Raw genomic sequence first — 23,823 nt, forward strand, 5'->3', positions numbered from 1 at the left:
CTTTTTTCAGGAAACCACCCAAAGGGCAGTTTCAACAGGCCAGGGACAAATCCCTGTATCTAAAAATGAGTGTTGACCATGCCTGTTAACAGCCACACTCGTTCGGTCATTCTGACCGAATCAGTCGACGCGGCGCGATGCGCCCGTCTTCGCTCACTTCACCGATACCGATAAAGCGACCGTTATGATCCTGCACCCGCACCATACCGAACTTCGGGGCATCCGGGGCACGTACCGGTTGGCCGTTGAGCCAGTAAAACGCGCTGTGCTCCGAGAAGTGCAGCAATGGCCAATCCAGCAGGCCGCTGTCTGAAGGCATCAGGAAGCGATCAACCGCTTCGTTGCCACCTTCAGCATGCACCGCTTCCAACTCTTCCAGCGTGACCGTCTGGGCCAGGCTGAAAGGACCGGCCTGGGTGCGTCGCAATTCTGCAACGTACGCGCCGCAACCGAGCTTTTCACCAATATCTTCCACCAGGGTACGGATATAGGTGCCTTTGCTGCAGTCCACGGCCAAGCGGGCGGTGTCGCCTTCACAGGCGAGCAATTCCAAGCGCGCAATAGTAACAGAACGCGGTTCTCGCTCCACTACTTCGCCGGCACGTGCCAGCTTGTAAAGAGGCTGCCCATCGCGCTTGAGCGCCGAGTACATCGGCGGTATCTGACTGATTTGCCCACGAAAACCGGGTAGAGCAGCTTCAATATCAGCACGACCAACGGTCACGTCGCGAACCTGCAAAACATCACCTTCGGCGTCGGCCGTGGTGGTGGTCTTGCCCAGTTGCATCAGGGTTTCATAACCCTTGTCGGAATCGAGCAGGTATTGCGAGAACTTCGTCGCCTCGCCAAAGCACAGCGGCAACACGCCGGTGGCCAAGGGATCTAGGCTGCCGGTGTGCCCGGCCTTCTCGGCATTGAGCAGCCAGCGGACCTTCTGCAACGCGGCATTGGAGGTAAAGCCAATGGGTTTGTCGAGCAGAATGATGCCGCTGACATTGCGACGTATACGTTTGACCTGAGCCACCGCTTACTCCTTGGCGTCTTCAGGTGTGGAGGGGCGCTGGCTGTCTTCAGCCACGGCGCGCTCGATCAGAGCCGACAGGTGCGCACCACGCACGACACTTTCGTCGTAGTGGAAGTGCAACTGAGGAACGCTGCGCAGCTTCATCTCACGGGCCAACTGCATGCGCAGGAAACCCGCTGCCGAGTTGAGCACCTTGATGCTTTGTGCGATTTCTTCGCTGTTGTCCTGCCCCATCACAGTGATGAAGATCTTGGCGTGACCCACGTCACGGCTCACTTCAACGGCGGTGATGGTGACCAGACCAACGCGAGGGTCTTTGACTTCGCGACGGATCAGCTGGGCCAGCTCGCGCTGCATCTGATCGCCGATACGCTGGGTACGGCTGTATTCTTTTGCCATGTCTTGTTACCTGTTACTGCCACACGGTGAAACCCGTGGGGTCTGAAAGCGGCAAACGCCCGGCCTGACAAAAGCCAGACCGGGCGTTGCGTTTAGAGTCCGGACACAGCGCGGGACATTTGCATGCCCACACGCCGCGTGGCTCCTGAAGTGCGCGAGTTAGAGGCTGCGAGCAACCTGGACCTTCTCGTAAACTTCGATCTTGTCGCCAGGCTTAACGTCGTTGTAGCTCTTGACGCCGATACCGCATTCCATGCCAGCACGCACTTCGGAAGCGTCATCCTTGAAGCGGCGCAGGGATTCCAGCTCGCCTTCAAAGATAACGATGTCTTCACGCAGTACACGGATTGGACGGTTACGGTGCACAACACCTTCGATAACCATGCAACCGGCGATCGCGCCGAATTTCGGCGAGCGGAACACATCACGCACCTCGGCCACACCCAGGATGTTCTCCCGGACATCGCTGCCAAGCATGCCGGTGAGGGCCTTCTTGACGTCTTCGATGATGTCGTAGATGACGTTGTAGTAACGCATGTCCAGGCCTTCCTGTTCGACGATCTTGCGAGCGCCAGCATCGGCACGCACGTTGAAACCGAACAGTACAGCGTTGGAAGCCAGTGCCAGGTTGGCGTCGGATTCGGTGATACCACCAACACCGCCACCGACAACGCGCACTTGCACTTCGTCGTTACCCAGGCCGTTCAAGGCGCCGTTCAACGCTTCGAGAGAGCCACGGACGTCAGATTTGAGGACGATGTTGAGCGTCTTCTTCTCTGCCTGGCCCATGTTTTCGAAGATGTTTTCCAGCTTGCCGGCGTGAGCACGAGCCAGTTTGACTTCGCGGAACTTGCCTTGACGGAACAGAGCCACTTCACGGGCTTTCTTCTCGTCCGACAGCACGCTCATCTCGTCGCCAGCGTCCGGAGTACCGTCCAGGCCGAGGATCTCGACAGGGATGGAAGGACCGGCCTCTTTGATTGGCTTGCCGTTCTCATCGAGCATGGCACGTACACGGCCATAGTTCGAACCGACCAGCACCATGTCGCCTTGGCGCAGGGTACCGTCTTGAACCAGAACAGTTGCAACCGGGCCACGACCTTTGTCGAGACGCGATTCAACCACAACACCGCGACCTGGGGCCGATGGGGTTGCTTTCAGTTCGAGTACTTCAGCTTGCAGCAGAACAGCTTCGAGCAGCTCGTCTACACCGGTACCGACTTTCGCCGAGACTGAAACGAACGGCGTATCACCGCCCCACTCTTCGGAAGTCACACCGTGAACCGACAGTTCGCTACGGATGCGATCGAGATCGGCGCCCGGCTTGTCGATTTTGTTCACGGCAACAACCAGTGGAACACCCGCAGCCTTGGCGTGCTGGACAGCTTCAATGGTCTGCGGCATCACGCCGTCGTCCGCTGCAACTACCAGGATCACGATGTCAGTCGCCTTGGCACCACGGGCACGCATTGCGGTAAACGCGGCGTGACCAGGGGTGTCGAGGAAAGTGACCATGCCGCGTTCGGTTTCAACGTGGTACGCACCGATGTGCTGGGTGATACCACCGGCTTCGCCAGCAGCTACCTTGGCACGACGGATATAGTCGAGCAGGGAAGTTTTACCATGGTCAACGTGGCCCATTACGGTCACAACTGGCGCACGGGAGAACGTCTCACCTTCAAACTTCAGGGACTCGGCCAGGGAATCTTCCAGGGCGGTGTCGCTGACCAGGGTCACTTTGTGGCCCAGTTCTTCGGCTACCAGTTGAGCAGTTTCCTGATCAAGCACCTGGTTGATGGTCGCTGGGGTGCCCAGTTTGAACATGAACTTGATGATTTCAGCAGCCTTGACCGACATCTGATTGGCGAGATCGCCAACAGAGATGGTCTCGCCGATCTGCACATCACGCACGACAGGGCCGGTTGGGCTCTGGAAACCGTGAGCGTTGCGTTTTTTCAGCTTGGCCTTGCCGCGACCACCACGACGGAAGCTATCGCTTTCCTCGTCGGTAGTACGTGGGGCAACGCGTGGCGCAGGCGCTTTCTCTTTGACCGAGGCACGATGCGGAGCATTTTTGCGCTCGCCATCACCGCCGCCGCCGCGACGATTGTTATCGTCAGCACGTGGCTTGTCCGGACGGCGAGGCTCTTCGCGCTTGCGGGCATCAGCAGCAGGTGCTGGTGCCGCGGCAACCGGAGCGGCTTCACGCACAGCTTCTACTGGCGCGCTAGGCGCGGAGACCGCTTCAGTAGTCGCAGGCTGGCGACGCGCTTCTTCTTCGGTGCGACGCTTGGCTTCTTCTTCAGCCTTCTGACGAGCAGCATTTTCTACTGCGCGACGTTCTTCCAGATCGCGTTTGCGCTCGGCTTCGATTTCTTCCGGGCTGCGTTGTACGAAGACTTTCTTCTTGCGTACTTCAACGCTGATGCTCTTGCTACCCGCAACACGCAGTGTGCTGGTGGTTTTGCGCTGCAATGTAATCTTGCGCGGTTCTTCCACTTTCGCCTTGTGGCTGCTCTTCAAGTGAGTCAGCAAAGACTGCTTCTCACTATCGCTCACACCTTCATCGGCGGCGGTGTGCGGCAGACCTGCCTCACGCATCTGCTGCAACAGGCGCTCTACCGGTGTTTTGACCTCATCGGCCAGTTGTTTCACCGTGACTTGCGTCATGCACTTCTCTCCTCAGGCCGCGCCTAGTTACTCGAACCAATGGGCTCGGGCGGCCATGATCAACTTGCCGGCACGATCTTCGTCAATGCCGTCGATGTCGAGCAGATCGTCAATAGACTGCTCGGCCAGGTCTTCGCGGGTAATTACGCCGCGCACCGCCAGTTCCATCGCCAAATCCTTGTCCATACCCTCAAGCGAGAGCAGGTCTTCGGCCGGATGGGCGTCTGCCAGCTTTTCCTCAGTAGCGATGGCTTTAGTCAACAAACGATCCTTGGCCCGAGCGCGAAGCTCGTTGACGGTGTCTTCGTCAAAGCCGTCGATGTTGAGCATTTCTTCCAACGGTACGTAGGCAATCTCTTCCAGGCTGGTGAAGCCTTCATCTACCAGCACCTGTGCCAGGTCTTCATCGACTTCGAGCTCTTCGATAAAGTTGCGCAGGATGTCACCGGTTTCTGCTTGCTGCTTAGCCTGGATGTCCGATTCGGTCATCACATTCAGGGTCCAACCGGTCAGTTGGCTGGCCAGACGCACGTTCTGACCACCACGACCAATGGCCTGAGCCAGGTTGTCTGCGCCGACGGCGATGTCCATTGCATGGGCATCCTCGTCAACGATAATTGCCGCCACTTCAGCCGGCGACATTGCGTTGATCACGAACTGAGCCGGGTTATCGTCCCACAGCACGATATCCACACGCTCACCGCCCAATTCGCCAGACACTGCCTGGACGCGCGAACCGCGCATACCAATGCAAGCACCTTGCGGATCAATACGCTTGTCCTTGGAACGGACCGCGATCTTGGCGCGCGAACCCGGGTCGCGGGACGCAGCCATGACTTCGATCAGGCCTTCGGCAATTTCCGGCACCTCGATACGGAACAGCTCGATCAGCATTTCCGGCGCGGTACGCGACAGGATCAACTGAGGGCCGCGGTTCTCGGTGCGGATTTCCTTGAGCAGCGCACGCAGACGCACGCCGACACGGAAGGTTTCGCGAGAGATGATGTCTTCACGGGCCAGCAACGCTTCAGCGTTGTTGCCCAGGTCAACGATCACGTTGTCGCGGGTGACTTTCTTCACGGTACCGGAGATGATTTCACCCAGGCGCTCGCGATAAGCGTCAACAACTTGAGCGCGCTCGGCTTCGCGAACCTTCTGCACGATGACCTGCTTGGCGGTCTGTGCAGCAATACGGCCGAACTCGATCGATTCGATCTTTTCTTCTACGACATCACCGACATTGGCGCCAGGGTGCGTTTCGGCAACCTTGCTCGGCCAGGTTTCGATGGCCGGATCATCAAGATCGGCTTCTTCGACGACCGTCCAGCGACGGAAAGTCTCATAGGCACCGGTGTGGCGGTTGATTTCCACACGCAGATCTACTTCGTCTTCAAAACGCTTTTTGGTAGCAGTGGCCAGGGCCAGCTCCAGCGCTTCAAAAATCACGTTTGCCGGTACGCCCTTTTCATTGGATACCGACTCAACAACCAGCAGTACTTCTTTGCTCATCGTACGCCTCGCCTTTCGCAAGCCATTGGATCCGCGGGATCCGCGTCTCAGCCAAAACTGGGAATAATGTTGGCCTTGTCGATCATATCGATCGGCAACAGGAACTCATGGTCTTCCACTTGCACCACAACGTCCTGCTCTTCTACACCGCGCAGAAGGCCCTGAAAATTGCGTCGCCCTTCGAATGGGGATCGCAGCTTGATCTTCACTTGTTCACCGGCAAATTTTGCAAACTGATCAATAGTGAACAGTGGGCGTTCCATGCCTGGCGAGGAAACTTCGAGGGTGTATTCAACGGCAATTGGATCTTCAACATCCAGCACACCGCTGATCTGACGGCTGACAATGGCACAATCGTCCACCAGCACGCCGCCCTCTTTATCGATATAAACGCGCAACATTGAGTGGCGACCTTGAGCCGAAAACTCAATACCCCAGCATTCATAGCCTAGGGCCACGACCACCGGGGCCAGCAAGGCCTGCAACTCTTCTAGCTTGCTCGACACCTGAACCCCCTCGTGCATGTATGTGCATGCTGTGCAAAATAAAAAAATGGGCGAAACGCCCATCCTTGAAACGCCGTCGAACAGCGGCGTTGAAAGTGTCCAGCTAACAAAAAGCCCCTTAAAAGGGGCTCCGCTAAAACTGGTTGCGGGGGCCGGATTTGAACCGACGACCTTCGGGTTATGAGCCCGACGAGCTACCAGACTGCTCCACCCCGCGACAAAGCTGGGGCGGAAGTATACGACTGATCCCCAATAGGGTCAATGTAACCTTCCACCTACAAGAAAGCCCGCAACAGCGGGCTTTCCTGATAATTGGTACCGAGAAGGGGACTCGAACCCCTACACCCTATGGGCACAACCACCTCAAGGTTGCGTGTCTACCAATTCCACCACCTCGGCAATACAGCGTTTACAACCTTCTTACTTCTGCTCTTGAGCTGGAGGCACGTCAGTCGCTGGAGTAGCCGACTTTTGCTCTTGAAGCACCGGGACATCATCAGAAGCCGGTTTTGCTTTTGGTACTTCCAACACTGCTGGGTTTGGCAAACCTACTTGAGTCAGCACATGAGCTTTCTCTTTAGCAAAGTAACCTAACCCTAAGCTGGTTATGAAGAAACCGGCGGCAAGTATAGCAGTAAACTTACTAAGAAAGGTAGAGGTACCTTGGCTTCCGAATACAGTATTTGAAGCACCTGCACCGAAAGACGCACCAGCATCTGCACCTTTACCCTGTTGCAGCAAAACCAGGGCAACTACGCCCAAGGCAGCCAACAGATGAAAAACGACTACGACTGTTTCCAGCATTTTTTCAGTTTCCCGCGGCGCGACAAATCGCACCGAACTCATCTGCATTCAGGGAAGCCCCACCAATGAGCCCCCCATCGATATCCGGCATGCCGAACAGTTCGACCGCATTGGCCGCCTTCACGCTGCCGCCGTATAGAAGACGCACACCTTGTGCGACTTCAGAATTCTCTGCCGCCAACTGCGCGCGGATGGCTGCGTGCACATCCTGCGCCTGTTGCGGTGTAGCAGTCAGCCCGGTACCAATGGCCCAGACCGGCTCGTAAGCAATTACCGCTTTTGCAAACGCACCAACACCCAGCTCCTCGATGATGCTGCCCAGCTGACGCGAGACAACTTCAAGAGTCTTGCCCGATTCGCGCTGCTCCAGGGTTTCCCCTATGCACAACACTGGAATCAAGCCACAAGCCTGTGCTGCGGCGAACTTGCGGTTGAGTGTCCCATCACGCTCGCCCATCATCTGACGGCGTTCGGAGTGCCCAACAAGCACATAGGAACAACCCGCATCGACCAACTGACTCGGCGAAATCTCACCGGTCAACGCACCTTGCATCGGTTCCACCGCAGAGTTCTGCGCGCCGACCTGAATCGACTTACCTTTCAAGCCATCAACCACTTGGTTGATATGCAGGCAAGGTGGAAAAACCGCAACATCAACACCGCTAGGCAAGGCCAGGTGACGAAGGCCGTTGATCAGCTCAGCGACACTGGCGCGGGTACCGTGCATCTTCCAGTTACCAGCTACCATAGTGCGACGCATGCTGTACCTCGTCGGTCAAAGTGGGCGCAGATGTTACCCAACCACATCATCACTGGCAAGCCGAATTCAGGCGCAAACTTCAGTTACCAGTTTTGCCAGGTCTTCGGCATGGTCGCGAACCTGTGTTTCGTCGTCACCTTCGACCATGACGCGCACCAGAGGCTCTGTGCCGGACTTGCGCAACAACACACGGCCACGCCCCGCCATCGCCAGAGTCACGCGCTCGCACGCCTCCTTGACAGCAGGGTGATCGATCGGATTTTCGCCACCGGCAAAACGCACATTGAGCAGCACTTGCGGACATTTACGCAGCGCCTGACGCGCTTGGGCGAGGCTCTCTTCGCGACGACGCAATGACAGCAGTACCTGCAGCGCAGCAATAATCGCATCGCCTGTGGTGGTGTGCTGGAAGCAGACAACGTGCCCGGAATTCTCGCCACCCACCAGCCAATTACGCTCAAGCAGTTCGGCGATCACATAGCGGTCACCGACATTGGCGCGCACGAATGGAATCCCCAGGTCTGCCAAGGCCAGCTCAAGCCCCAAATTACTCATCAGTGTGCCGACAACGCCGCCTTGCAGCTTGTTACGCTCATGCAGGTCGCGTGCAATGATGAACAACAGATCATCACCGTCAACAATGGCACCCGTGTGATCCACCATCAGAACGCGGTCGCCATCACCATCGAAGGCAATACCCAAGTCGGCATGCTCGGCAAGGACGGCCGCCTGCAACTGCCCCATATGAGTAGAGCCGCAGTTATCGTTGATGTTCAAGCCGTTCGGCTGGGCCGACAGAACCGTCACGTCCGCACCCAATTCCTTGAATACGCTGGGCGCTACTTTGTAGGTAGCACCATGAGCGCAGTCGACCACAATTTTGAGGCCGGCGAAATTGGTACTGCTCGGCACACTGCTCTTGCAGAATTCGATATAGCGGCCAGAGGCGTCGTTGATTCGCGACACCTTGCCCAGCTTGCTGGAATCAACCACCGTCATCGGCGCGTCCAGCAGCTCTTCAATCATCAACTCGATCTCGTCCGGCAGCTTGGTGCCCTGGCCCGAGAAGAACTTGATGCCGTTATCATCATGGGGGTTGTGCGAGGCACTGATCACGATACCGGCTTCAGCGTGAAAGGTACGCGTCAGGTAGGCGATCGCTGGCGTCGGCATAGGCCCCAGCAGCATTACATCGGCACCCGCGGCGGACAGACCTGCTTCCAATGCGGACTCAAACATGTAACCCGAAATACGGGTGTCCTTGCCGACCAGGATGCGGCACGCGCCCATACTGCGGAACGCCATACCCGCCGCCCAACCCAGCTTGAGCATGAAGTCAGGGGTAATTGGAAATTCGCCGACCCGACCACGGATACCGTCGGTGCCAAAGTATTTTTTAGTCATAAGTGCTCCATCATTCTTATTCGGCTGATTCTACCGCAGCAATCATACGCACCACATCCACGGTCTGGGCGACATCATGCACGCGCAAGATGCGTGCACCCTTGGTTATCGCGAGCGCTGCCAGTGCAAGACCACCGTACAACCGCTCGCCCACCGGACGATTCAGCGCCAGCCCGATCATGCTCTTGCGCGAAACACCGACCAACAGCGGCCGACCAAGTGCGTGCAGGGATTCCATATGCTTGAACAGGCTTAAATTGTGTTGCAGGGTCTTAGCGAAGCCAAAGCCGGGATCGAGGATGATCTTTTCAGCCGCAATCCCTACGGCAGCGCATTGAGCAATCCGCTCAGCGAGAAAACCACTCACTTCACCAACAAGATCATCATAGTGAGGACTGTCCTGCATATTGCCGGGCTCACCCAGCATATGCATCAGACACACCGGCAAACCGCTAGCCGCGGCAGCATCCAATGCGCCATCTCGCTGAAGAGAGCGTACATCGTTGATCAGCCCGGCGCCCAGGCGCGCAGTCTCGCGCATCACGGCAGGGGTCGACGTATCAACCGAGATGATCACATCCAACTCTCGGGAAATGCGCTCAACGATGGGCGCCACCCTCTCCAGCTCCTCCAGGGGAGAAACTACGCGAGCACCGGGGCGAGTAGACTCACCGCCGACATCAATAAGGGTTGCCCCTGCCGCCACCATTGCCTCTGCGTGACGCAGCGCGGCATCAAGCTGGCTGAAGCGGCCACCATCGGAAAAAGAGTCGGGGGTTACATTAAGAATGCCCATAACGTGTGTATGGGCCAAATCAAGAACCCGGCTGCCGCAAGGCAACCGGGTGGAGGACACAACAGAAGTCATTTCAAACCTTAGACGTCAGCTGCCGGGCCGCCGATTGGTGTTTCAGGGCGCTCATTCTGAACCACAGGCGGAGTGCCTGAAGTACCCGAACCACCTTCCCAATCGCGAGGCTCGCGCGGTGCGCGACCCGCCATGATGTCGTCAATCTGGTCGGCATCAATGGTCTCGTACTTCATCAGCGCATCAGCCATTGCATCCAGCTTGTCGCGATTGTCGGTCAGGATCTGCTTGGCCGTGCCGTAGCATTGGTCAATGATACTGCGCACCTCGGAGTCGATCAGCTTAGCCGTCTCACCGGAGAAGCTGGCGCTTTGACCACCACCGCCACGCCCCAGGAATACCTCGCCCTCTTCCTCGGCATACATCAAAGGACCGAGTTTTTCAGAGAGGCCCCACTTGGTGACCATGTTCCGTGCAATCTGGCTGGCACGCATGATGTCGTTGGATGCGCCAGTGGTCACACCGTCGAAGCCCAGCGTCATCTCTTCAGCAATTCGGCCACCGTACAGCGAGCAGATCTGGCTGATCAGTGCGCGCTTGGAAAGGCTGTAACGATCCTCTTCCGGCAGGAACATGGTGACACCCAGCGCCCGACCACGAGGAATGATCGACACTTTGTAGACCGGGTCGTGCTCAGGCACAACGCGACCGACAATGGCGTGACCGGCTTCGTGATAAGCAGTGTTCTGCTTCTCTTTTTCCGACATGACCATGGATTTGCGCTCGGCACCCATCATGATCTTGTCTTTCGCCAGTTCGAACTCTTTCATTTCAACGATGCGCTTGCCGGTACGGGCAGCGAACAGCGAAGCCTCGTTGACCAGGTTAGCCAAGTCAGCACCGGAGAAACCTGGAGTACCACGGGCAATCACGGCCGGAGCCACATCATCACCCATTGGCACTTTGCGCATGTGTACTTTCAGGATCTGTTCGCGGCCACGGATATCCGGCAAGCCGACCACGACTTGACGGTCGAAACGACCAGGACGCAGCAGCGCAGGGTCCAGCACGTCAGGCCGGTTGGTTGCAGCGATGACGATGATGCCGTCATTCATTTCAAAGCCGTCCATCTCAACCAGCAACTGGTTGAGGGTCTGCTCACGCTCATCATGACCACCGCCCATGCCGGCACCACGATGGCGACCAACGGCGTCGATTTCATCGATGAAGATGATGCAAGGCGCGTGCTTCTTGGCTTGTTCGAACATGTCGCGAACACGGCTTGCACCGACACCAACAAACATCTCTACGAAGTCAGAACCGGAAATAGTGAAGAACGGCACCTTGGCTTCGCCGGCAATCGCCTTGGCCAGCAAGGTTTTACCAGTACCCGGAGGACCGACCATCAGCACGCCGCGCGGAATACGACCACCCAGGCGCTGGAACTTGCCTGGATCGCGCAGGAACTCGACCAGCTCACCCACTTCCTCCTTGGCCTCGTCGCAACCGGCAACGTCAGCCAGGGTGGTTTTCACCTGGTCTTCGGAGAGCAGGCGCGCCTTGCTCTTGCCGAAGCTCATCGGCCCGCCCTTGCCTCCCGCACCGCCTTGCATCTGGCGCATGAAGAACATGAACACAGCGATGATCACCAGAATCGGGAAGCTCGCCACCAGAAGTTGGGTCCAGATGCTTTGCTGCTCAGGCTGCTTGCCCTCAACAACGACCTTGTTATCCACCAGATCGCCGATCAGACCGTTGTCCTGAATGGCCGGACGAATGGTCTTGAAGCTGTCGCCATCGACGCGCTTACCGGTAATCACGTAGCCATCAACCGCTACGCGCTCGACCTTGCCATCCTTAACTTGCTGGATGAAGTCGGAATAGTTGAGGGTCTGCGGCTCGTTAGGGCTGGAGAAGTTGTTCATCACCGTCACAAGGACAGCCGCGATGATCAACCACAGGATCAGATTCTTTGCCATATCGTTCAATTAACTACCCTCTGAAGCAAGCTCCGCTACTGGCGCGCGCTTCGCATGATATTCACCGGCCTAACTTACTACATTACCTACAACTCTTGCAGGCGCCGTCTGTAACCCTTTGTGAAACTTTGACTACACAATATTCGTAAAGCTTCGTGACGAAAGCGATATAAAAAAACCTATCGCCCTCCTCGAATTTCTCAAAAACGCTCTTCACTCGCAGCACCTTCAACACCGCGGAAGCCGCGGCACAGCAAATACTGCTCCCTCGACCTGTCGCGGGAAGAGTCAGGCTTACGCGTTTGCACCTTGTCGAACAACTTGCGGATGTTCTTGTGGTACTCGTCAAAACCTTCGCCCTGGAAGACCTTCACCAGAAAATCACCACCAGGCCGCAGAACCCGACCCGCCAAATCCAGCGCGAGCTCACAAAGGAACATCGCGCGCGGCATATCAACGGCCGGTAATCCACTCATATTGGGGGCCATGTCGGAAATCACAAGGTCTACCTGCGAATTTCCCACAGCCTCAAGGATCTGTGCGAGCACGGCGTCCTGGGTGAAGTCCCCATGAACAAAGGTCACGTCCGGGATACTGTCCATTTCCAGGATATCGGAAGCGATCAAGCGACCCTGCCCACCAATCAGACGACTGGTCACCTGGGACCACCCGCCAGGGGCTGCACCCAGATCAATAACGCTCATGCCGGGACGTATCAACTTATCCTTGTCCTGGATCTCCAACAGCTTGTAGCTGGCCCGGGAACGGTAGCCGTCCTTTTGCGCCTTTTTGACGTAAGGATCGTTGAAATGTTCTTGTAGCCACTTAAGACTGGTTTTGGAACGGGCCACGGGCCACCTCGAAAATAAAACGGGTCGTGATTAACTGGGCGGTCCCGGACTCGCTCGGGTAAACTGGCCGCCGCTTTTTACAAGATCAGACGCAGGGGTCAGATTATGCCGCTCACTCAAGAGCAGAAGAAACAGTACAAATCCATTGGCCACCATCTGAAACCAGTTTTGATTGTGGCAGATAACGGTTTGACTGAGGGTGTGTTAGCCGAATTCGAACGCGCACTGAACGATCACGAACTGATCAAGATCAAGGTCAACATCCTTGATCGCGAAGCGCGCCTGGCCGCCATTGCAGAACTGTGCAAGGTGGGCAAAGCGGACCTGGTCCAGGTCATCGGCAAGATGGCGCTGCTGTATCGCAAGAACTTCAGCGCCAACAAGCAACTGTCGAACGTTCATCGCTTCAAGTAAACAACAAGGGTCACGGGCGTGCTTCGCGCGCCCCGCCACTCCATCCTGGTGCAGGCTGTATAACCAGCACCAGGCCGGAGAACCCTAGCACGAGATAGCTGAACAGCTGCCAGCGCAACGCTTCCGGCAGCCAGACATGCACAATGCAATACATTGCACACGCATACAGCGCCATCAACAGCAGTTGCCCGCGAATATCCCGCCACAAACTCCCCAAGCCTTCGGCCTTGACCAGCACCAACGCCTGGAGCGTCACGCACGCCGCCGCGAAACCCACCAGCAACGCACTGAGCAATCCATCGATTTCATCGATCAGCAACGGTGCCAGGCCAATCAGGCCCAGCGCCGGTAACACACCGATGTGCAACAACCACAGGCCGCCTACCCAAAGCATCTGGGAGAGCTGCCAAAGCATGGCGCCCGCATAGAGCGGGCGCCGTCTTTCAGATGTGACGAACTTCAACAATCTCGTACTCGATCACGCCGCTTGGCGTTTTCACAGCCACCACATCACCCTCTTCCTTGGCAATCAAGGCGCGGGCGAGCGGAGAACCAACGGAGATCTTGCCGAGTTTGAAGTCAGCTTCGTCTTCACCCACGATGTGGTAGACAACGCGCTCATCCGTCTCGACATTGGCGATTTCCACGGTGGTGCCGAAAATCACCTTGCCGGTATGTGGAATGGTCGTCACGTCGATGATTACCGCATTCTGCATACGGCCTTCGATGTCACGGATCCGTGCCTCGACCATACCTTGCTGCTCGCGAGCAGCGTGGTATTCGGCATTTTCCTTCAAGTCACCCAGCTCGCGAGCGGTGCCGATATCCTGGCTCAGCTTCGGGCGGACGACTTTGGTCAGATGGGCGTGTTCCTCTTCCAGGGCCTTGGCGCCCTGGACGGTCATTGGGTATTTGGTCATGCCTTCAATCCTGCGTGTAGATCTTGCAAGCGACGCACGGTCTTTTCCGGACCGAACTTGAGCGCTTCACAGATGGCTTCGCCAGCAGCAATGGTGGTGGTGCAGTAGATCTTGTGCTGCAAAGCGTTACGACGAATGGAATAGGAGTCCGCGATCGACTGGCGACCTTCGGTGGTGTTGATGATCAGGGTGACTTCGTCATTCTTGATCATGTCGACCACGTGCGGACGGCCTTCCGTCACCTTGTTCACGCGACGCACTTTCAGGCCGGCAGCTTCGATCAGCTTGGCGGTCCCGGCGGTGGCCACGACTTCGAAGCCCAAGTTGATCAAATCACGGGCCACGCCCGCAACCAGCGGCTTATCGTCATCGCGCACGCTGATGAACGCAGTACCGCCGGTCGGCAGCACTTCGCTGGCACCCATTTGGGCTTTAGCAAACGCCTCGCCGAAGGTATCGCCCACGCCCATCACTTCACCGGTGGACTTCATCTCTGGGCCCAGGATCGGGTCCACACCAGGGAATTTGGCGAATGGGAACACCGCCTCTTTCACGCTGTAGAAGTTCGGAATGATTTCCTTGGTGAAGCCGATTTCCTTCAGGGTCTTACCGGCCATCACGCGGGCAGCGATCATAGCCAGGGACACACCGATGCACTTGGAAACAAACGGTACGGTACGCGAAGCGCGCGGGTTGACTTCGATCACGTAGATGTCTTCGCCTTGCAGCGCCAACTGTACGTTCATCAGGCCGACCACGCCCAGTTCCAGGGCCATTTTCTTGACCTGTTCGCGCATCTCGTCCTGGATGTGCGCAGGCAGCGAGTACGGAGGCAGCGAGCAAGCGGAGTCACCGGAGTGAACGCCAGCCTGTTCGATGTGCTGCATGATCGCGCCGATCACTACGTCAGTGCCGTCGCAGACTGCGTCCACGTCCATTTCGATGGCGCAGTTGAGGAAGTGGTCGAGCAGCACCGGGCTGTCATTGGACACTTTCACCGCATCACGCAGGTAGCGCTTGAGCTCTTCTTCTTCGTAGACAATTTCCATCGCACGACCGCCCAACACGTAGGACGGACGCACCACCAGCGGGTAGCCGATCTTGCTGGCTGCGCGAATGGCTTCGTCTTCGCTGCGCACGGTGGCGTTTGGCGGCTGACGCAGGTTCAGGCGCTCAACCATTTGCTGGAAGCGCTCGCGGTCTTCGGCACGGTCGATGGCGTCCGGGCTGGTGCCGATGATTGGCACGCCGGCTTCTTCCAGGGCACGCGCCAGTTTCAGCGGGGTCTGGCCGCCGTACTGGACGATTACACCCTTAGGCTTCTCAACCCGGCAGATTTCCAGCACGTCTTCCAAGGTCACTGGTTCGAAGTACAAGCGATCGGAAGTGTCGTAGTCGGTGGAAACAGTTTCCGGGTTGCAGTTGACCATGATGGTCTCGTAACCGTCTTCGCGCAGGGCCAGTGCCGCGTGTACGCAGCAGTAGTCGAACTCGATGCCCTGACCGATACGGTTTGGACCGCCGCCCAGGATCATGATCTTGTCGCGGCCCGAAGGCGCGGCTTCGCACTCTTCCTCGTAAGTCGAGTACATGTAGGCGGTGTCGGTGGCGAACTCGGCTGCGCAGGTATCAACGCGCTTATAGACCGGGAAGATCTCCAACTTGTGACGGTGACGACGCAGCGCTTTCTCGGTTACGCCCAGCAGCTTGGCCAGACGCATGTCGGAGAAGCCTTTGCGCTTGAGCTTGAACATCAAGTCGCGGTCGATGCTGGCCAGACCCAGGGTCTTGACCTTCTCTTCCTCCTTGATCAGATCTTCGATCTGCACCAGGAACCACGGGTCGATCATGTTCATGCCGAAGATGTCTTCGACCGACAGACCGGCGCGGAAGGCGTCAGCCACATACCAGATGCGCTCGGCGCCCGGCACGGTCAGTTCGCGCTTGAGGATGCTCATGCTTTCCGGATTGCTCAGGTCGAGCTTCTCGTCCAGGCCGCAAACGCCCACTTCCAGGCCGCGCAGAGCTTTCTGCAGGGATTCCTGGAAAGTCCGGCCGATGGCCATGACTTCACCCACCGACTTCATTTGAGTGGTCAGGCGCGCGTCGGCTTTCGGGAACTTCTCGAAGGCGAAGCGTGGCAGCTTGGTCACGACGTAGTCGATCGACGGCTCGAAGGAAGCCGGGGTAGCGCCACCGGTGATTTCGTTCTGCAGCTCGTCCAGGGTGTAGCCGATCGCCAGCTTGGCGGCGATACGCGCGATCGGGAAACCGGTGGCTTTCGAGGCCAGCGCCGAGGAACGGGATACCCGCGGGTTCATCTCGATGACGACCATGCGACCCGTGTCCGGGCAGATGCCGAACTGGACGTTGGAGCCACCGGTTTCCACGCCGATCTCGCGCAATACCGCCAAGGAGGCGTTACGCATGATCTGGTATTCCTTGTCCGTCAGGGTCTGTGCCGGCGCAACAGTGATCGAGTCACCGGTGTGCACGCCCATCGGGTCAAAGTTTTCAATGGAGCAGACGATGATGCAGTTGTCCTTCTTATCGCGGACAACCTCCATCTCGTACTCTTTCCAACCGATCAGGGATTCGTCGATCAGCAGCTCTTTGGTCGGCGACAGGTCCAGGCCACGGGCGCAGATTTCTTCGAATTCTTCGCGGTTGTAAGCGATACCGCCACCAGTGCCGCCCATGGTGAAGGACGGACGGATGATGCACGGAAAGCCCAGCTTCTCGAGCACTGCGTTAGCTTCTTCCATGCTGTGGGCGATGCCCGAGCGCGGGCAGTCCAAGCCGATGGATTTCATTGCCTTGTCAAAGCGCGAACGGTCTTCTGCTTTGTCGATGGTGTCGGCATTCGCGCCGATCATCTCTACGCCGAACTTTTCCAGGACGCCTTCGCGCTCCAGGTCCAGTGCGCAGTTCAGAGCAGTCTGGCCGCCCATGGTCGGCAGCAGCGCGTCCGGACGCTCCTTCTCGATGATCTTGGCAACGGTCTGCCACTTGATCGGCTCGATGTAGGTGGCGTCGGCCATGTCCGGGTCGGTCATGATGGTGGCCGGGTTGGAGTTCACCAGGATGACGCGGTAGCCCTCCTCGCGCAGGGCTTTACAGGCCTGGGCGCCGGAGTAGTCGAATTCGCAGGCCTGGCCGATCACGATCGGGCCAGCGCCGAGAATCAGGATGCTTTTTATGTCTGTACGTTTTGGCATGGGTTTGTCACTCAAATCCGCAGGTCAGTCGGCAAGCCGTCTTGAACAATCTTTAGAGAGGCTGCGGGGGCCGCCGGAGTTAGGGGCCGCCCGCAGACCGCTCAGTCAGCGTCGCTTGGCCATCTCATTGATGAAACGGTCGAACAGCGGCGCTACGTCGTTCGGGCCCGGGCTGGCTTCAGGGTGGCCCTGGAAGCTGAACGCGCTCTTGTCGGTGCGCTCGATGCCTTGCAGGGAACCGTCGAACAGCGACTTGTGAATGGCGCGGACATTAGCCGGCAAGGTCGCTTCATCCACCGCAAAGCCGTGGTTCTGGCTGGTGATCATCACGACCCCAGTGTCCAGGTCTTGAACGGGGTGGTTGGCACCGTGGTGGCCGTGGCCCATTTTCAGGGTCTTGGCGCCGGAGGCCAGTGCCAGCAGCTGGTGGCCGAGGCAGATGCCGAACACCGGAATTTCGGTCTCCAGCACTTCCTTGATGGCCTGGATGGCGTAGTCGCATGGCTCAGGGTCACCCGGGCCGTTGGACAAGAACACGCCGTCTGGCTGCAGAGCCAATACGTCGCTGGCCGGAGTTTGCGCCGGCACCACTGTCACGCGGCAACCACGCTCGACCAACATGCGCAGGATGTTGTACTTGACGCCGTAATCATAGGCGACAACGTGATATGGCAGCTCAGCGGCATCGATAGTCGCGTGACTGTCGGTCTTCAAGTCCCAGACAGTAGAGCGCCACTCGTACTTCTCTTTAACGCTGACGACTTTCGCCAGGTCCATGCCTTTCAGGCCAGGGAAACCTTGCGCTGCGGCAATCGCCGCCTCTTCGGAGATATTGTCACCGACCATGATGCAGCCGTTCTGCGAGCCTTTTTCACGCAGGATGCGTGTCAGGCGGCGCGTATCGATACCAGCGATCGCCACAACGTTGTTGGCTTTCAGGTAGTCGGACAGCGACATCGTGTTACGCCAGTTGCTCGCAACCAGTGGCAGGTCACGAATCACCAGACCGGCCGACCAGACACGATCAGACTCGACATCTTCCGGTGTAGTACCGGTGTTGCCGACGTGCGGATAGGTCAGGGTAACGATCTGTTGGGCGTAGGAAGGATCGGTAAGGATTTCCTGATAGCCGGTCATGGCAGTGTTAAACACCACCTCTCCAACGGTCTGACCGTCGGCTCCAATGGCTTCGCCGCGAAAAATGCTGCCATCAGCAAGGGCGAGTATGGCTGGCTTAGTCAAGAAGACCTCCCGTAAATAAAGCCTGAAAGGGCGATCGCAGGTGTAAAAAAGCGGAGTGACGTATGGACACGTCACCCCGCTCATTCACTGAATTATTCTGCGCGCTTTTAGTGAACACACTAAAGCTGTAGCTTACAGAAAAAGGCTTTTTTGGTCCACCGCTAATGAGCCTTAAAGGCAGGGGAATGCGACAGCACGTCGCCTAGCGGGTAAAAACGGGGCCCAAGCATAAGCTTGAGGCCCTATTTTAGCGACTATTAGTGCAGATCCAGCACATCGCGCATGTCGTAGAGACCTGGCTCGCGCCCTTCCAACCACAGCGCAGCACGTACCGCGCCCTTGGCAAAGGTCATCCGACTGGATGCCTTGTGCGTGATTTCCAGGCGCTCGCCTTCAGTGGCGAACAACACAGTGTGATCACCGACCACGTCGCCCCCGCGCACAGTCGCAAAGCCGATGGTGTCACGCGCACGCGCACCGGTGTGGCCTTCACGCCCGTACACCGCCACTTTCGACAAGTCTCGGCCCAGCGCATCGGCGATCGCTTCACCCATGCGCAATGCAGTACCCGAAGGCGCGTCGATCTTGTGGCGGTGATGGGTCTCGATGATCTCGATATCCGCTTCATCACCCAGCACGCGCGCCGCCAGGTCCAGCAACTTGAGCGACAGATTCACACCGACACTGAAGTTCGCCGCGAAGACGACCGGAATATCCTTCCCCGCCTCCACCAGTAACTGCTTCTGCTCAGCCGTCAAACCGGTGGTGCCAATCACCATGGCCTTGCCCGCCTTGCGGCAGAACGCCAGGTTTTTCAGCATCACGTCCGGCAGCGTAAAGTCGATCAGTACGTCGAACTCATCAGCCACCTGCTCCAAATGGCCGGACAGCGAAACACCGATACGCCCCAGAGAAGCCAACTCACCGGCATCCGCACCGATCAACGTGCTGCCCGGGCGCACAATCGCCGCGGTCAGCCCGGAGGCCGGCGAGCGCTGTTGCACCGCTTCAACCAGCGTCTTGCCCATGCGCCCGGCAGCGCCCATTACGGCTATACGTCGCATATTCAATTCCTTACAGGTCGCCGAAGAAGCGCTTCACGCCATCGAAAAAGCCCGTGGTTTTCGGCGAGTGTGAGTCATCGCCTTCCAGCGAGCTGCGGAACTCTTCAAGCAATTCGCGCTGACGACGCCCCAGATTGACCGGCGTTTCAACCGCCACACGACACATCAGGTCGCCCGCTCCACCACCGCGCACCGGCGCAACGCCTTTGCCACGAATACGGAACTGCTTGCCGGTCTGCGTGCCCTCAGGAATCTTGAGCTTGACCCGACCGTCCAGCGTCGGGATTTCCAGCTCGCCACCCAAGGCTGCGTCGACAAAGCTGATCGGCACTTCACAGAACAGGTGCTTGCCGTCGCGCTGGAAAATCGAGTGCTCGCGCACGTTGATTACCACGTACAGGTCGCCCGTAGGTCCGCCTTGAGCACCCGCCTCGCCTTCGCCCGACAGGCGAATGCGGTCACCGGTATCCACGCCAGCCGGCACCTTTACCGACAGTGTCTTGTACTCTTCGACACGCCCTTCGCCGTGGCAGGAATCGCACGGATCAGAAATGATCTTGCCCTGGCCATGGCAGCGCGGGCAGGTCTGCTGCACCGAAAAGAAGCCCTGCTGCATACGAACCTGGCCGATACCACCACACGTCGGGCAGGTGATCGGCGAGGAGCCCTTCTTGGCACCCGAACCATCGCACGGCTTGCAGTTGACCAGCGTCGGCACGCGAATATTGACGCTGGTGCCGCGCACGGCTTCTTCCAGGTTCAATTCCAGCGTGTAGCGCAAATCGCTGCCACGCTGGGCGCCGCCACGCTGACCACCCCGACCACCGCCGAAGAAGTCGCTGAATACATCGCCGAAAATGTCGGAGAAGTTCTGACCGCCAAAACCAGCACCGCCGCCACCCATGCTCGGGTCGACACCGGCATGGCCATACTGATCGTAGGCCGCACGCTTGTTGGGGTCAGACAGGCATTCGTAGGCCTCATTGGCCTCTTTGAACATCTCTTCGGATTCTTTGCTATCCGGATTACGGTCCGGGTGATGCTTCATCGCCAGGCGACGGTAGGCCTTCTTCAGGTCCGCCTCGCTGGAGCCGCGCTCCACACCCAACACTTCGTAATAGTCACGCTTTGCCATAAGTCTTTGCACTCTTAAGGACGTTCGGCCAGACCCTCCTGAGCCCCGCCAAACTCGTTGAGCCCCAATACAGGCCCGGACCCAACTCACGTCAATTCAACGATCCTGGTCATTACTACTTTTAGCCAGGGACCCGGCCAAAAATGCGGTAGTTATTGCTCGGAAAGCAGGAGCATTCCCGATCACACCGCCAGCATCCGAACGCTGTCGCATGCTGTAAAAATTCGCCTACCCCAGACACGCCAACGCGGGAGCAAGCTCCCGCGCGGCGACATCCTACCAGTCACCGCTTAAAAGCGGTCAACCGGGCGACCAAGTTACTTCTGGTCTTTAACTTCTTCAAACTCGGCATCGACAACATCGTCGTGCTTGGCTTCAGGCTCTGCCTGTTGCGCTGCACCGTCAGCTGGCTGACCTTGTTCGGCATACATTTTCTGAGCCACTGGCGCGGAGACTTTGGACAGCTCTTCGATCTTGGCTTCGATAGCAGCCTTGTCGTCGCCTTTAACGGCGGCTTCCAGGGCAACTACGGCAGCTTCGATTGCGGCCTTCTCTTCAGCCGTCACTTTATCGCCAGCATCAGCGACCATTTTGCGTGTCGAGTGAACCAGTGCATCACCTTGGTTGCGTGCACCAGCCAGTTCAGCAAACTTGGCATCCGCATCAGCGTTGGCTTCAGCATCACGAATCATCTGTTGAATTTCTTCATCAGACAGACCGGAGTTGGCCTTGATGGTGATCTTCTGCTCTTTGCCGGTCGCCTTGTCTTTCGCGCCAACGTGCAGGATACCGTTGGCATCGATGTCGAAGGTCACTTCGATCTGTGGCACGCCACGGGGTGCTGGTGGAATCTCAGCCAGGTCGAACTTGCCCAGGGACTTGTTCTGAGCCGCTTGCTTACGCTCACCTTGCAGCACGTGAATGGTCACAGCACCTTGATTGTCGTCGGCAGTCGAGAACACTTGGGATTTCTTGGTAGGAATCGTGGTGTTTTTCTCGATCAGCGCGGTCATCACGCCGCCCATGGTTTCGATACCCAGGGTCAGCGGGCTGACGTCCAGCAGCAGCACGTCTTTCACGTCACCGGCCAATACCGCGCCTTGGATAGCAGCACCCATGGCAACTGCTTCGTCCGGGTTCACGTCTTTACGTGCTTCTTTACCGAAGAACTCAGTAACTTTCTGCTGCACCAACGGCATACGGGTCTGGCCACCGACCAGGATCACGTCGTTGATGGAGCCAACGTCGATACCAGCATCTTTCAAGGCGATGCGGCAAGGTTCGATGGTGCGCTGAACCAGGTCTTCAACCAGTGCTTCCAACTTGGCGCGAGAGATCTTCACGTTCAAGTGCTTAGGACCGGTGGCATCTGCAGTGATGTACGGCAGGTTCACGTCAGTCGACATGCTCGAGGACAGCTCGATCTTGGCCTTCTCAGCAGCTTCTTTCAGGCGCTGCATGGCCAGCGGGTCACCCTTGAGGTTCATGCCGCTTTCTTTCTTGAATTCGTCAACGAGGTAGTCGATCAGACGAATATCGAAGTCTTCACCGCCCAGGAAAGTGTCACCATTGGTGGCCAACACTTCAAACTGGTGCTCGCCGTCAACTTCAGCGATCTCGATGACCGAAACGTCAAAAGTACCGCCACCCAGGTCATAAACGATCACGGTGTGATCGCCTTTGGCCTTGTCCATACCGTAAGCGAGAGCCGCTGCGGTAGGTTCGTTGATGATGCGTTTTACGTCCAGGCCCGCGATGCGGCCGGCGTCTTTGGTCGCCTGACGCTGGCTGTCGTTGAAGTAGGCCGGAACGGTGATCACCGCCTCAGTCACTGCTTCACCGAGGTAATCTTCGGCAGTCTTTTTCATCTTTTTCAAGACTTCAGCCGAGATCTGCGGTGCAGACATCTTGTTGCCATTTACTTCAACCCAGGCGTCACCGTTGTCAGCCTTGGCGATTTTGTAAGGCACCATCTTGATGTCTTTCTGTACGACTTCTTCGTCGAACTTACGACCGATCAGACGCTTCACCGCGTACAGCGTGTTGTGCGGGTTGGTCACAGCCTGGCGCTTGGCCGACTGACCAACCAGGATCTCGCCATCATTTGCATAAGCAATGATCGACGGCGTAGTACGCGCGCCTTCGGCGTTTTCGATAACTTTAGCTTTGCCGTTTTCCATGACGGAGACACAGGAGTTGGTGGTCCCCAGGTCGATACCGATAATTTTGCCCATGATTTACTCTCCCGAAACTTGAATTTGGTTGCCGCAGCAGTGGTGGCTAACTGCGGTAGCACTTAAACGCTTGACTTATAGATGGGGGCCTTACGGCGTATTTCAAGCCTGCTCATCAATAGAAGGCGAAACCGGTGCAGGCGCCTTGCTCACCACAACCATCGCCGGGCGCAGCAGGCGACCGTTGAGCTGATAGCCCTTCTGGAACACTTTCAACACGCTATTAGGCTCCAGGTCATGGCTTTCCTGCATGGCCATGGCTTGGTGATGTTCAGCGTTGAACGGTTCACCGCCCATTGGATCGATGGCTTCCAACTGATAACGCTTCAGGGTGTCCTGGAACATTTTCAGGGTCAGCTCGATCCCTTCGCGCATCGGGCGGATGTTTTCGTCGTCCGGGTTGGACAACTCAAGGCCACGCTCCAGGCTGTCAATGATCGGCAGCAAATCACTGGCGAACTTCTCCAGTGCGAATTTGTGAGCCTTTTCTACATCCTGCTCGGCACGGCGGCGGACGTTCTGCAGATCGGCGGCAACACGCAAAGACTGGTCCTGCGCAGCAGCCAATTGCTCTTCGAGCACTTGCACGCGAGTTGCCAGCTCATCGCCGACAGCCGAATTGGCGTCTGGAGTTTGCGTATCCTGCGTCTGTTCGTCAGCCATAGTTTTCTCCTTTCAAAATCATGCGCGAACTCAACTCGCGCTTCTGTTCCGGTATATGGGGTCACAATTTCCAGGTTCAAGGGCGAAGGCGTTACCAAAAGTCTTTCGACTGACCTTCATCAATTCCTGCTCACTAATTCCTGGCAGCGCTTAAAAAGACGCTGACTCAAGCAAATCGAGCTAAGCGTCAGGATTGTCAGCGCCAAACAAAACACTGTA

At 57.5% G+C, this 23,823-nt stretch carries 20 protein-coding genes and 2 tRNA genes; 1 reads left to right on the plus strand and 21 read right to left on the minus strand.

Translation table 11 applies throughout. The features are described from left to right. Nucleotides 1-106: 106 nt before the first annotated feature. From truB to rlmE, 13 genes are all read right to left on the minus strand, one after another. On the minus strand, nucleotides 107-1,024 hold the full coding sequence (gene truB, locus AB4O35_RS01520; RefSeq protein WP_016976825.1) for a tRNA pseudouridine(55) synthase TruB: 918 nt from the start codon (nucleotides 1,022-1,024) through the stop codon (nucleotides 107-109). 3 nt (nucleotides 1,025-1,027) lie between these two features. Further along, nucleotides 1,028-1,423 (minus strand): 30S ribosome-binding factor RbfA, encoded by a 396-nt coding sequence (rbfA, locus tag AB4O35_RS01525; protein WP_065875288.1) that lies wholly within the window; start codon nucleotides 1,421-1,423, stop codon nucleotides 1,028-1,030. 159 nt (nucleotides 1,424-1,582) lie between these two features. Continuing rightward, a complete protein-coding gene (infB, locus tag AB4O35_RS01530) occupies nucleotides 1,583-4,093 on the minus strand; it encodes a translation initiation factor IF-2 (RefSeq protein WP_065881646.1) in 2,511 nt (836 codons plus the stop codon). 27 nt (nucleotides 4,094-4,120) lie between these two features. After that, nucleotides 4,121-5,602 (minus strand): transcription termination factor NusA, encoded by a 1,482-nt coding sequence (gene nusA / locus AB4O35_RS01535; RefSeq protein WP_049711491.1) that lies wholly within the window; start codon nucleotides 5,600-5,602, stop codon nucleotides 4,121-4,123. Nucleotides 5,603-5,649: 47 nt separating this feature from the next. Further along, nucleotides 5,650-6,108 carry a ribosome maturation factor RimP gene (gene rimP, locus AB4O35_RS01540; protein WP_049713475.1) on the minus strand — a complete coding sequence of 153 codons (459 nt, stop codon included), beginning with the start codon at nucleotides 6,106-6,108 and terminating at the stop codon, nucleotides 5,650-5,652. Nucleotides 6,109-6,248: 140 nt separating this feature from the next. Next, nucleotides 6,249-6,325, minus strand: a tRNA-Met gene (locus AB4O35_RS01545). A 96-nt stretch (nucleotides 6,326-6,421) separates the two neighbouring features. Then, nucleotides 6,422-6,507: transfer RNA gene (locus tag AB4O35_RS01550), tRNA-Leu, on the minus strand. Nucleotides 6,508-6,528: 21 nt separating this feature from the next. Then, nucleotides 6,529-6,912: a preprotein translocase subunit SecG gene (secG, locus tag AB4O35_RS01555; RefSeq protein ID WP_083207073.1), complete on the minus strand. Its 384-nt coding sequence runs from the start codon at nucleotides 6,910-6,912 to the stop codon at nucleotides 6,529-6,531. Nucleotides 6,913-6,916: 4 nt separating this feature from the next. Then, nucleotides 6,917-7,672: a triose-phosphate isomerase gene (gene tpiA, locus AB4O35_RS01560; protein WP_003194193.1), complete on the minus strand. Its 756-nt coding sequence runs from the start codon at nucleotides 7,670-7,672 to the stop codon at nucleotides 6,917-6,919. A gap of 66 nt (nucleotides 7,673-7,738) precedes the next feature. Beyond that, nucleotides 7,739-9,076: a phosphoglucosamine mutase gene (gene glmM, locus AB4O35_RS01565; RefSeq protein ID WP_065945464.1), complete on the minus strand. Its 1,338-nt coding sequence runs from the start codon at nucleotides 9,074-9,076 to the stop codon at nucleotides 7,739-7,741. Nucleotides 9,077-9,092: 16 nt separating this feature from the next. After that, the gene (gene folP, locus AB4O35_RS01570) at nucleotides 9,093-9,944 is read right to left on the minus strand and encodes a dihydropteroate synthase (RefSeq protein ID WP_065875291.1); all 852 of its coding nucleotides are present in this window, start codon (nucleotides 9,942-9,944) and stop codon (nucleotides 9,093-9,095) included. Nucleotides 9,945-9,952: 8 nt separating this feature from the next. Next, nucleotides 9,953-11,863: an ATP-dependent zinc metalloprotease FtsH gene (gene ftsH / locus AB4O35_RS01575; RefSeq protein WP_065875292.1), complete on the minus strand. Its 1,911-nt coding sequence runs from the start codon at nucleotides 11,861-11,863 to the stop codon at nucleotides 9,953-9,955. A gap of 200 nt (nucleotides 11,864-12,063) precedes the next feature. Next, nucleotides 12,064-12,714 carry a 23S rRNA (uridine(2552)-2'-O)-methyltransferase RlmE gene (gene rlmE, locus AB4O35_RS01580; protein WP_032862906.1) on the minus strand — a complete coding sequence of 217 codons (651 nt, stop codon included), beginning with the start codon at nucleotides 12,712-12,714 and terminating at the stop codon, nucleotides 12,064-12,066. A 105-nt stretch (nucleotides 12,715-12,819) separates the two neighbouring features. On the opposite strand from rlmE, the gene AB4O35_RS01585 reads away from it, so the two are divergent. Then, nucleotides 12,820-13,128, plus strand: a complete 309-nt coding sequence (locus AB4O35_RS01585; protein WP_049711487.1) for a YhbY family RNA-binding protein — start codon at nucleotides 12,820-12,822, stop codon at nucleotides 13,126-13,128. A 10-nt stretch (nucleotides 13,129-13,138) separates the two neighbouring features. On the opposite strand, the gene AB4O35_RS01590 is transcribed toward AB4O35_RS01585, so the two are convergent. The 8 genes from AB4O35_RS01590 to grpE all read right to left on the minus strand — a co-directional run bounded on the left by AB4O35_RS01590 (nucleotide 13,139) and on the right by grpE (nucleotide 23,604). Then, nucleotides 13,139-13,543, minus strand: coding sequence for an MFS transporter (locus AB4O35_RS01590; RefSeq protein WP_065875293.1), 405 nt, complete (start codon nucleotides 13,541-13,543; stop codon nucleotides 13,139-13,141). Nucleotides 13,544-13,571: 28 nt separating this feature from the next. Beyond that, on the minus strand, nucleotides 13,572-14,048 hold the full coding sequence (gene greA / locus AB4O35_RS01595; RefSeq protein WP_049711485.1) for a transcription elongation factor GreA: 477 nt from the start codon (nucleotides 14,046-14,048) through the stop codon (nucleotides 13,572-13,574). After that, entirely contained in the window at nucleotides 14,045-17,266 is a 3,222-nt protein-coding gene (carB, locus tag AB4O35_RS01600) for a carbamoyl-phosphate synthase large subunit (RefSeq protein WP_045060049.1), read from the minus strand. The genes greA and carB overlap by 4 nt, the downstream gene beginning before the upstream one ends. A 105-nt stretch (nucleotides 17,267-17,371) precedes the next feature. Further along, nucleotides 17,372-18,508 (minus strand): glutamine-hydrolyzing carbamoyl-phosphate synthase small subunit, encoded by a 1,137-nt coding sequence (gene carA, locus AB4O35_RS01605; protein WP_065881648.1) that lies wholly within the window; start codon nucleotides 18,506-18,508, stop codon nucleotides 17,372-17,374. A 257-nt stretch (nucleotides 18,509-18,765) separates the two neighbouring features. After that, entirely contained in the window at nucleotides 18,766-19,572 is an 807-nt protein-coding gene (gene dapB, locus AB4O35_RS01610; RefSeq protein WP_065875295.1) for a 4-hydroxy-tetrahydrodipicolinate reductase, read from the minus strand. 10 nt (nucleotides 19,573-19,582) lie between these two features. Further along, complete coding sequence (gene dnaJ / locus AB4O35_RS01615; RefSeq protein ID WP_049711482.1) at nucleotides 19,583-20,707, minus strand: molecular chaperone DnaJ; 1,125 nt, start codon at nucleotides 20,705-20,707, stop codon at nucleotides 19,583-19,585. A 317-nt stretch (nucleotides 20,708-21,024) separates the two neighbouring features. Next, entirely contained in the window at nucleotides 21,025-22,941 is a 1,917-nt protein-coding gene (dnaK, locus tag AB4O35_RS01620; RefSeq protein ID WP_065881650.1) for a molecular chaperone DnaK, read from the minus strand. Nucleotides 22,942-23,043: 102 nt separating this feature from the next. Further along, nucleotides 23,044-23,604: a nucleotide exchange factor GrpE gene (grpE, locus tag AB4O35_RS01625; RefSeq protein ID WP_049711480.1), complete on the minus strand. Its 561-nt coding sequence runs from the start codon at nucleotides 23,602-23,604 to the stop codon at nucleotides 23,044-23,046. Nucleotides 23,605-23,823: the final 219 nt, after the last annotated feature.

The organism is Pseudomonas sp. H1_A03 (genome assembly GCF_054685145.1).

Bases quoted from the DNA above. Each gene is read 5' to 3' on its own strand.
- rbfA (WP_065875288.1), bottom strand. From the start codon at position 1,423: ATGGCAAAAGAATACAGCCGTACCCAGCGTATCGGCGATCAGATGCAG.
- infB (WP_065881646.1), bottom strand. From the start codon at position 4,093: ATGACGCAAGTCACGGTGAAACAACTGGCCGATGAGGTCAAAACACCG.
- nusA (WP_049711491.1), bottom strand. From the start codon at position 5,602: ATGAGCAAAGAAGTACTGCTGGTTGTTGAGTCGGTATCCAATGAAAAG.
- secG (WP_083207073.1), bottom strand. From the start codon at position 6,912: ATGCTGGAAACAGTCGTAGTCGTTTTTCATCTGTTGGCTGCCTTGGGC.
- tpiA (WP_003194193.1), bottom strand. From the start codon at position 7,672: ATGCGTCGCACTATGGTAGCTGGTAACTGGAAGATGCACGGTACCCGC.
- glmM (WP_065945464.1), bottom strand. From the start codon at position 9,076: ATGACTAAAAAATACTTTGGCACCGACGGTATCCGTGGTCGGGTCGGC.
- folP (WP_065875291.1), bottom strand. From the start codon at position 9,944: ATGACTTCTGTTGTGTCCTCCACCCGGTTGCCTTGCGGCAGCCGGGTT.
- ftsH (WP_065875292.1), bottom strand. From the start codon at position 11,863: ATGGCAAAGAATCTGATCCTGTGGTTGATCATCGCGGCTGTCCTTGTG.
- AB4O35_RS01585 (WP_049711487.1), top strand. From the start codon at position 12,820: ATGCCGCTCACTCAAGAGCAGAAGAAACAGTACAAATCCATTGGCCAC.
- AB4O35_RS01590 (WP_065875293.1), bottom strand. From the start codon at position 13,543: ATGCTTTGGCAGCTCTCCCAGATGCTTTGGGTAGGCGGCCTGTGGTTG.
- greA (WP_049711485.1), bottom strand. From the start codon at position 14,048: ATGACCAAATACCCAATGACCGTCCAGGGCGCCAAGGCCCTGGAAGAG.
- carB (WP_045060049.1), bottom strand. From the start codon at position 17,266: ATGCCAAAACGTACAGACATAAAAAGCATCCTGATTCTCGGCGCTGGC.
- dapB (WP_065875295.1), bottom strand. From the start codon at position 19,572: ATGCGACGTATAGCCGTAATGGGCGCTGCCGGGCGCATGGGCAAGACG.
- dnaJ (WP_049711482.1), bottom strand. From the start codon at position 20,707: ATGGCAAAGCGTGACTATTACGAAGTGTTGGGTGTGGAGCGCGGCTCC.
- dnaK (WP_065881650.1), bottom strand. From the start codon at position 22,941: ATGGGCAAAATTATCGGTATCGACCTGGGGACCACCAACTCCTGTGTC.
- grpE (WP_049711480.1), bottom strand. From the start codon at position 23,604: ATGGCTGACGAACAGACGCAGGATACGCAAACTCCAGACGCCAATTCG.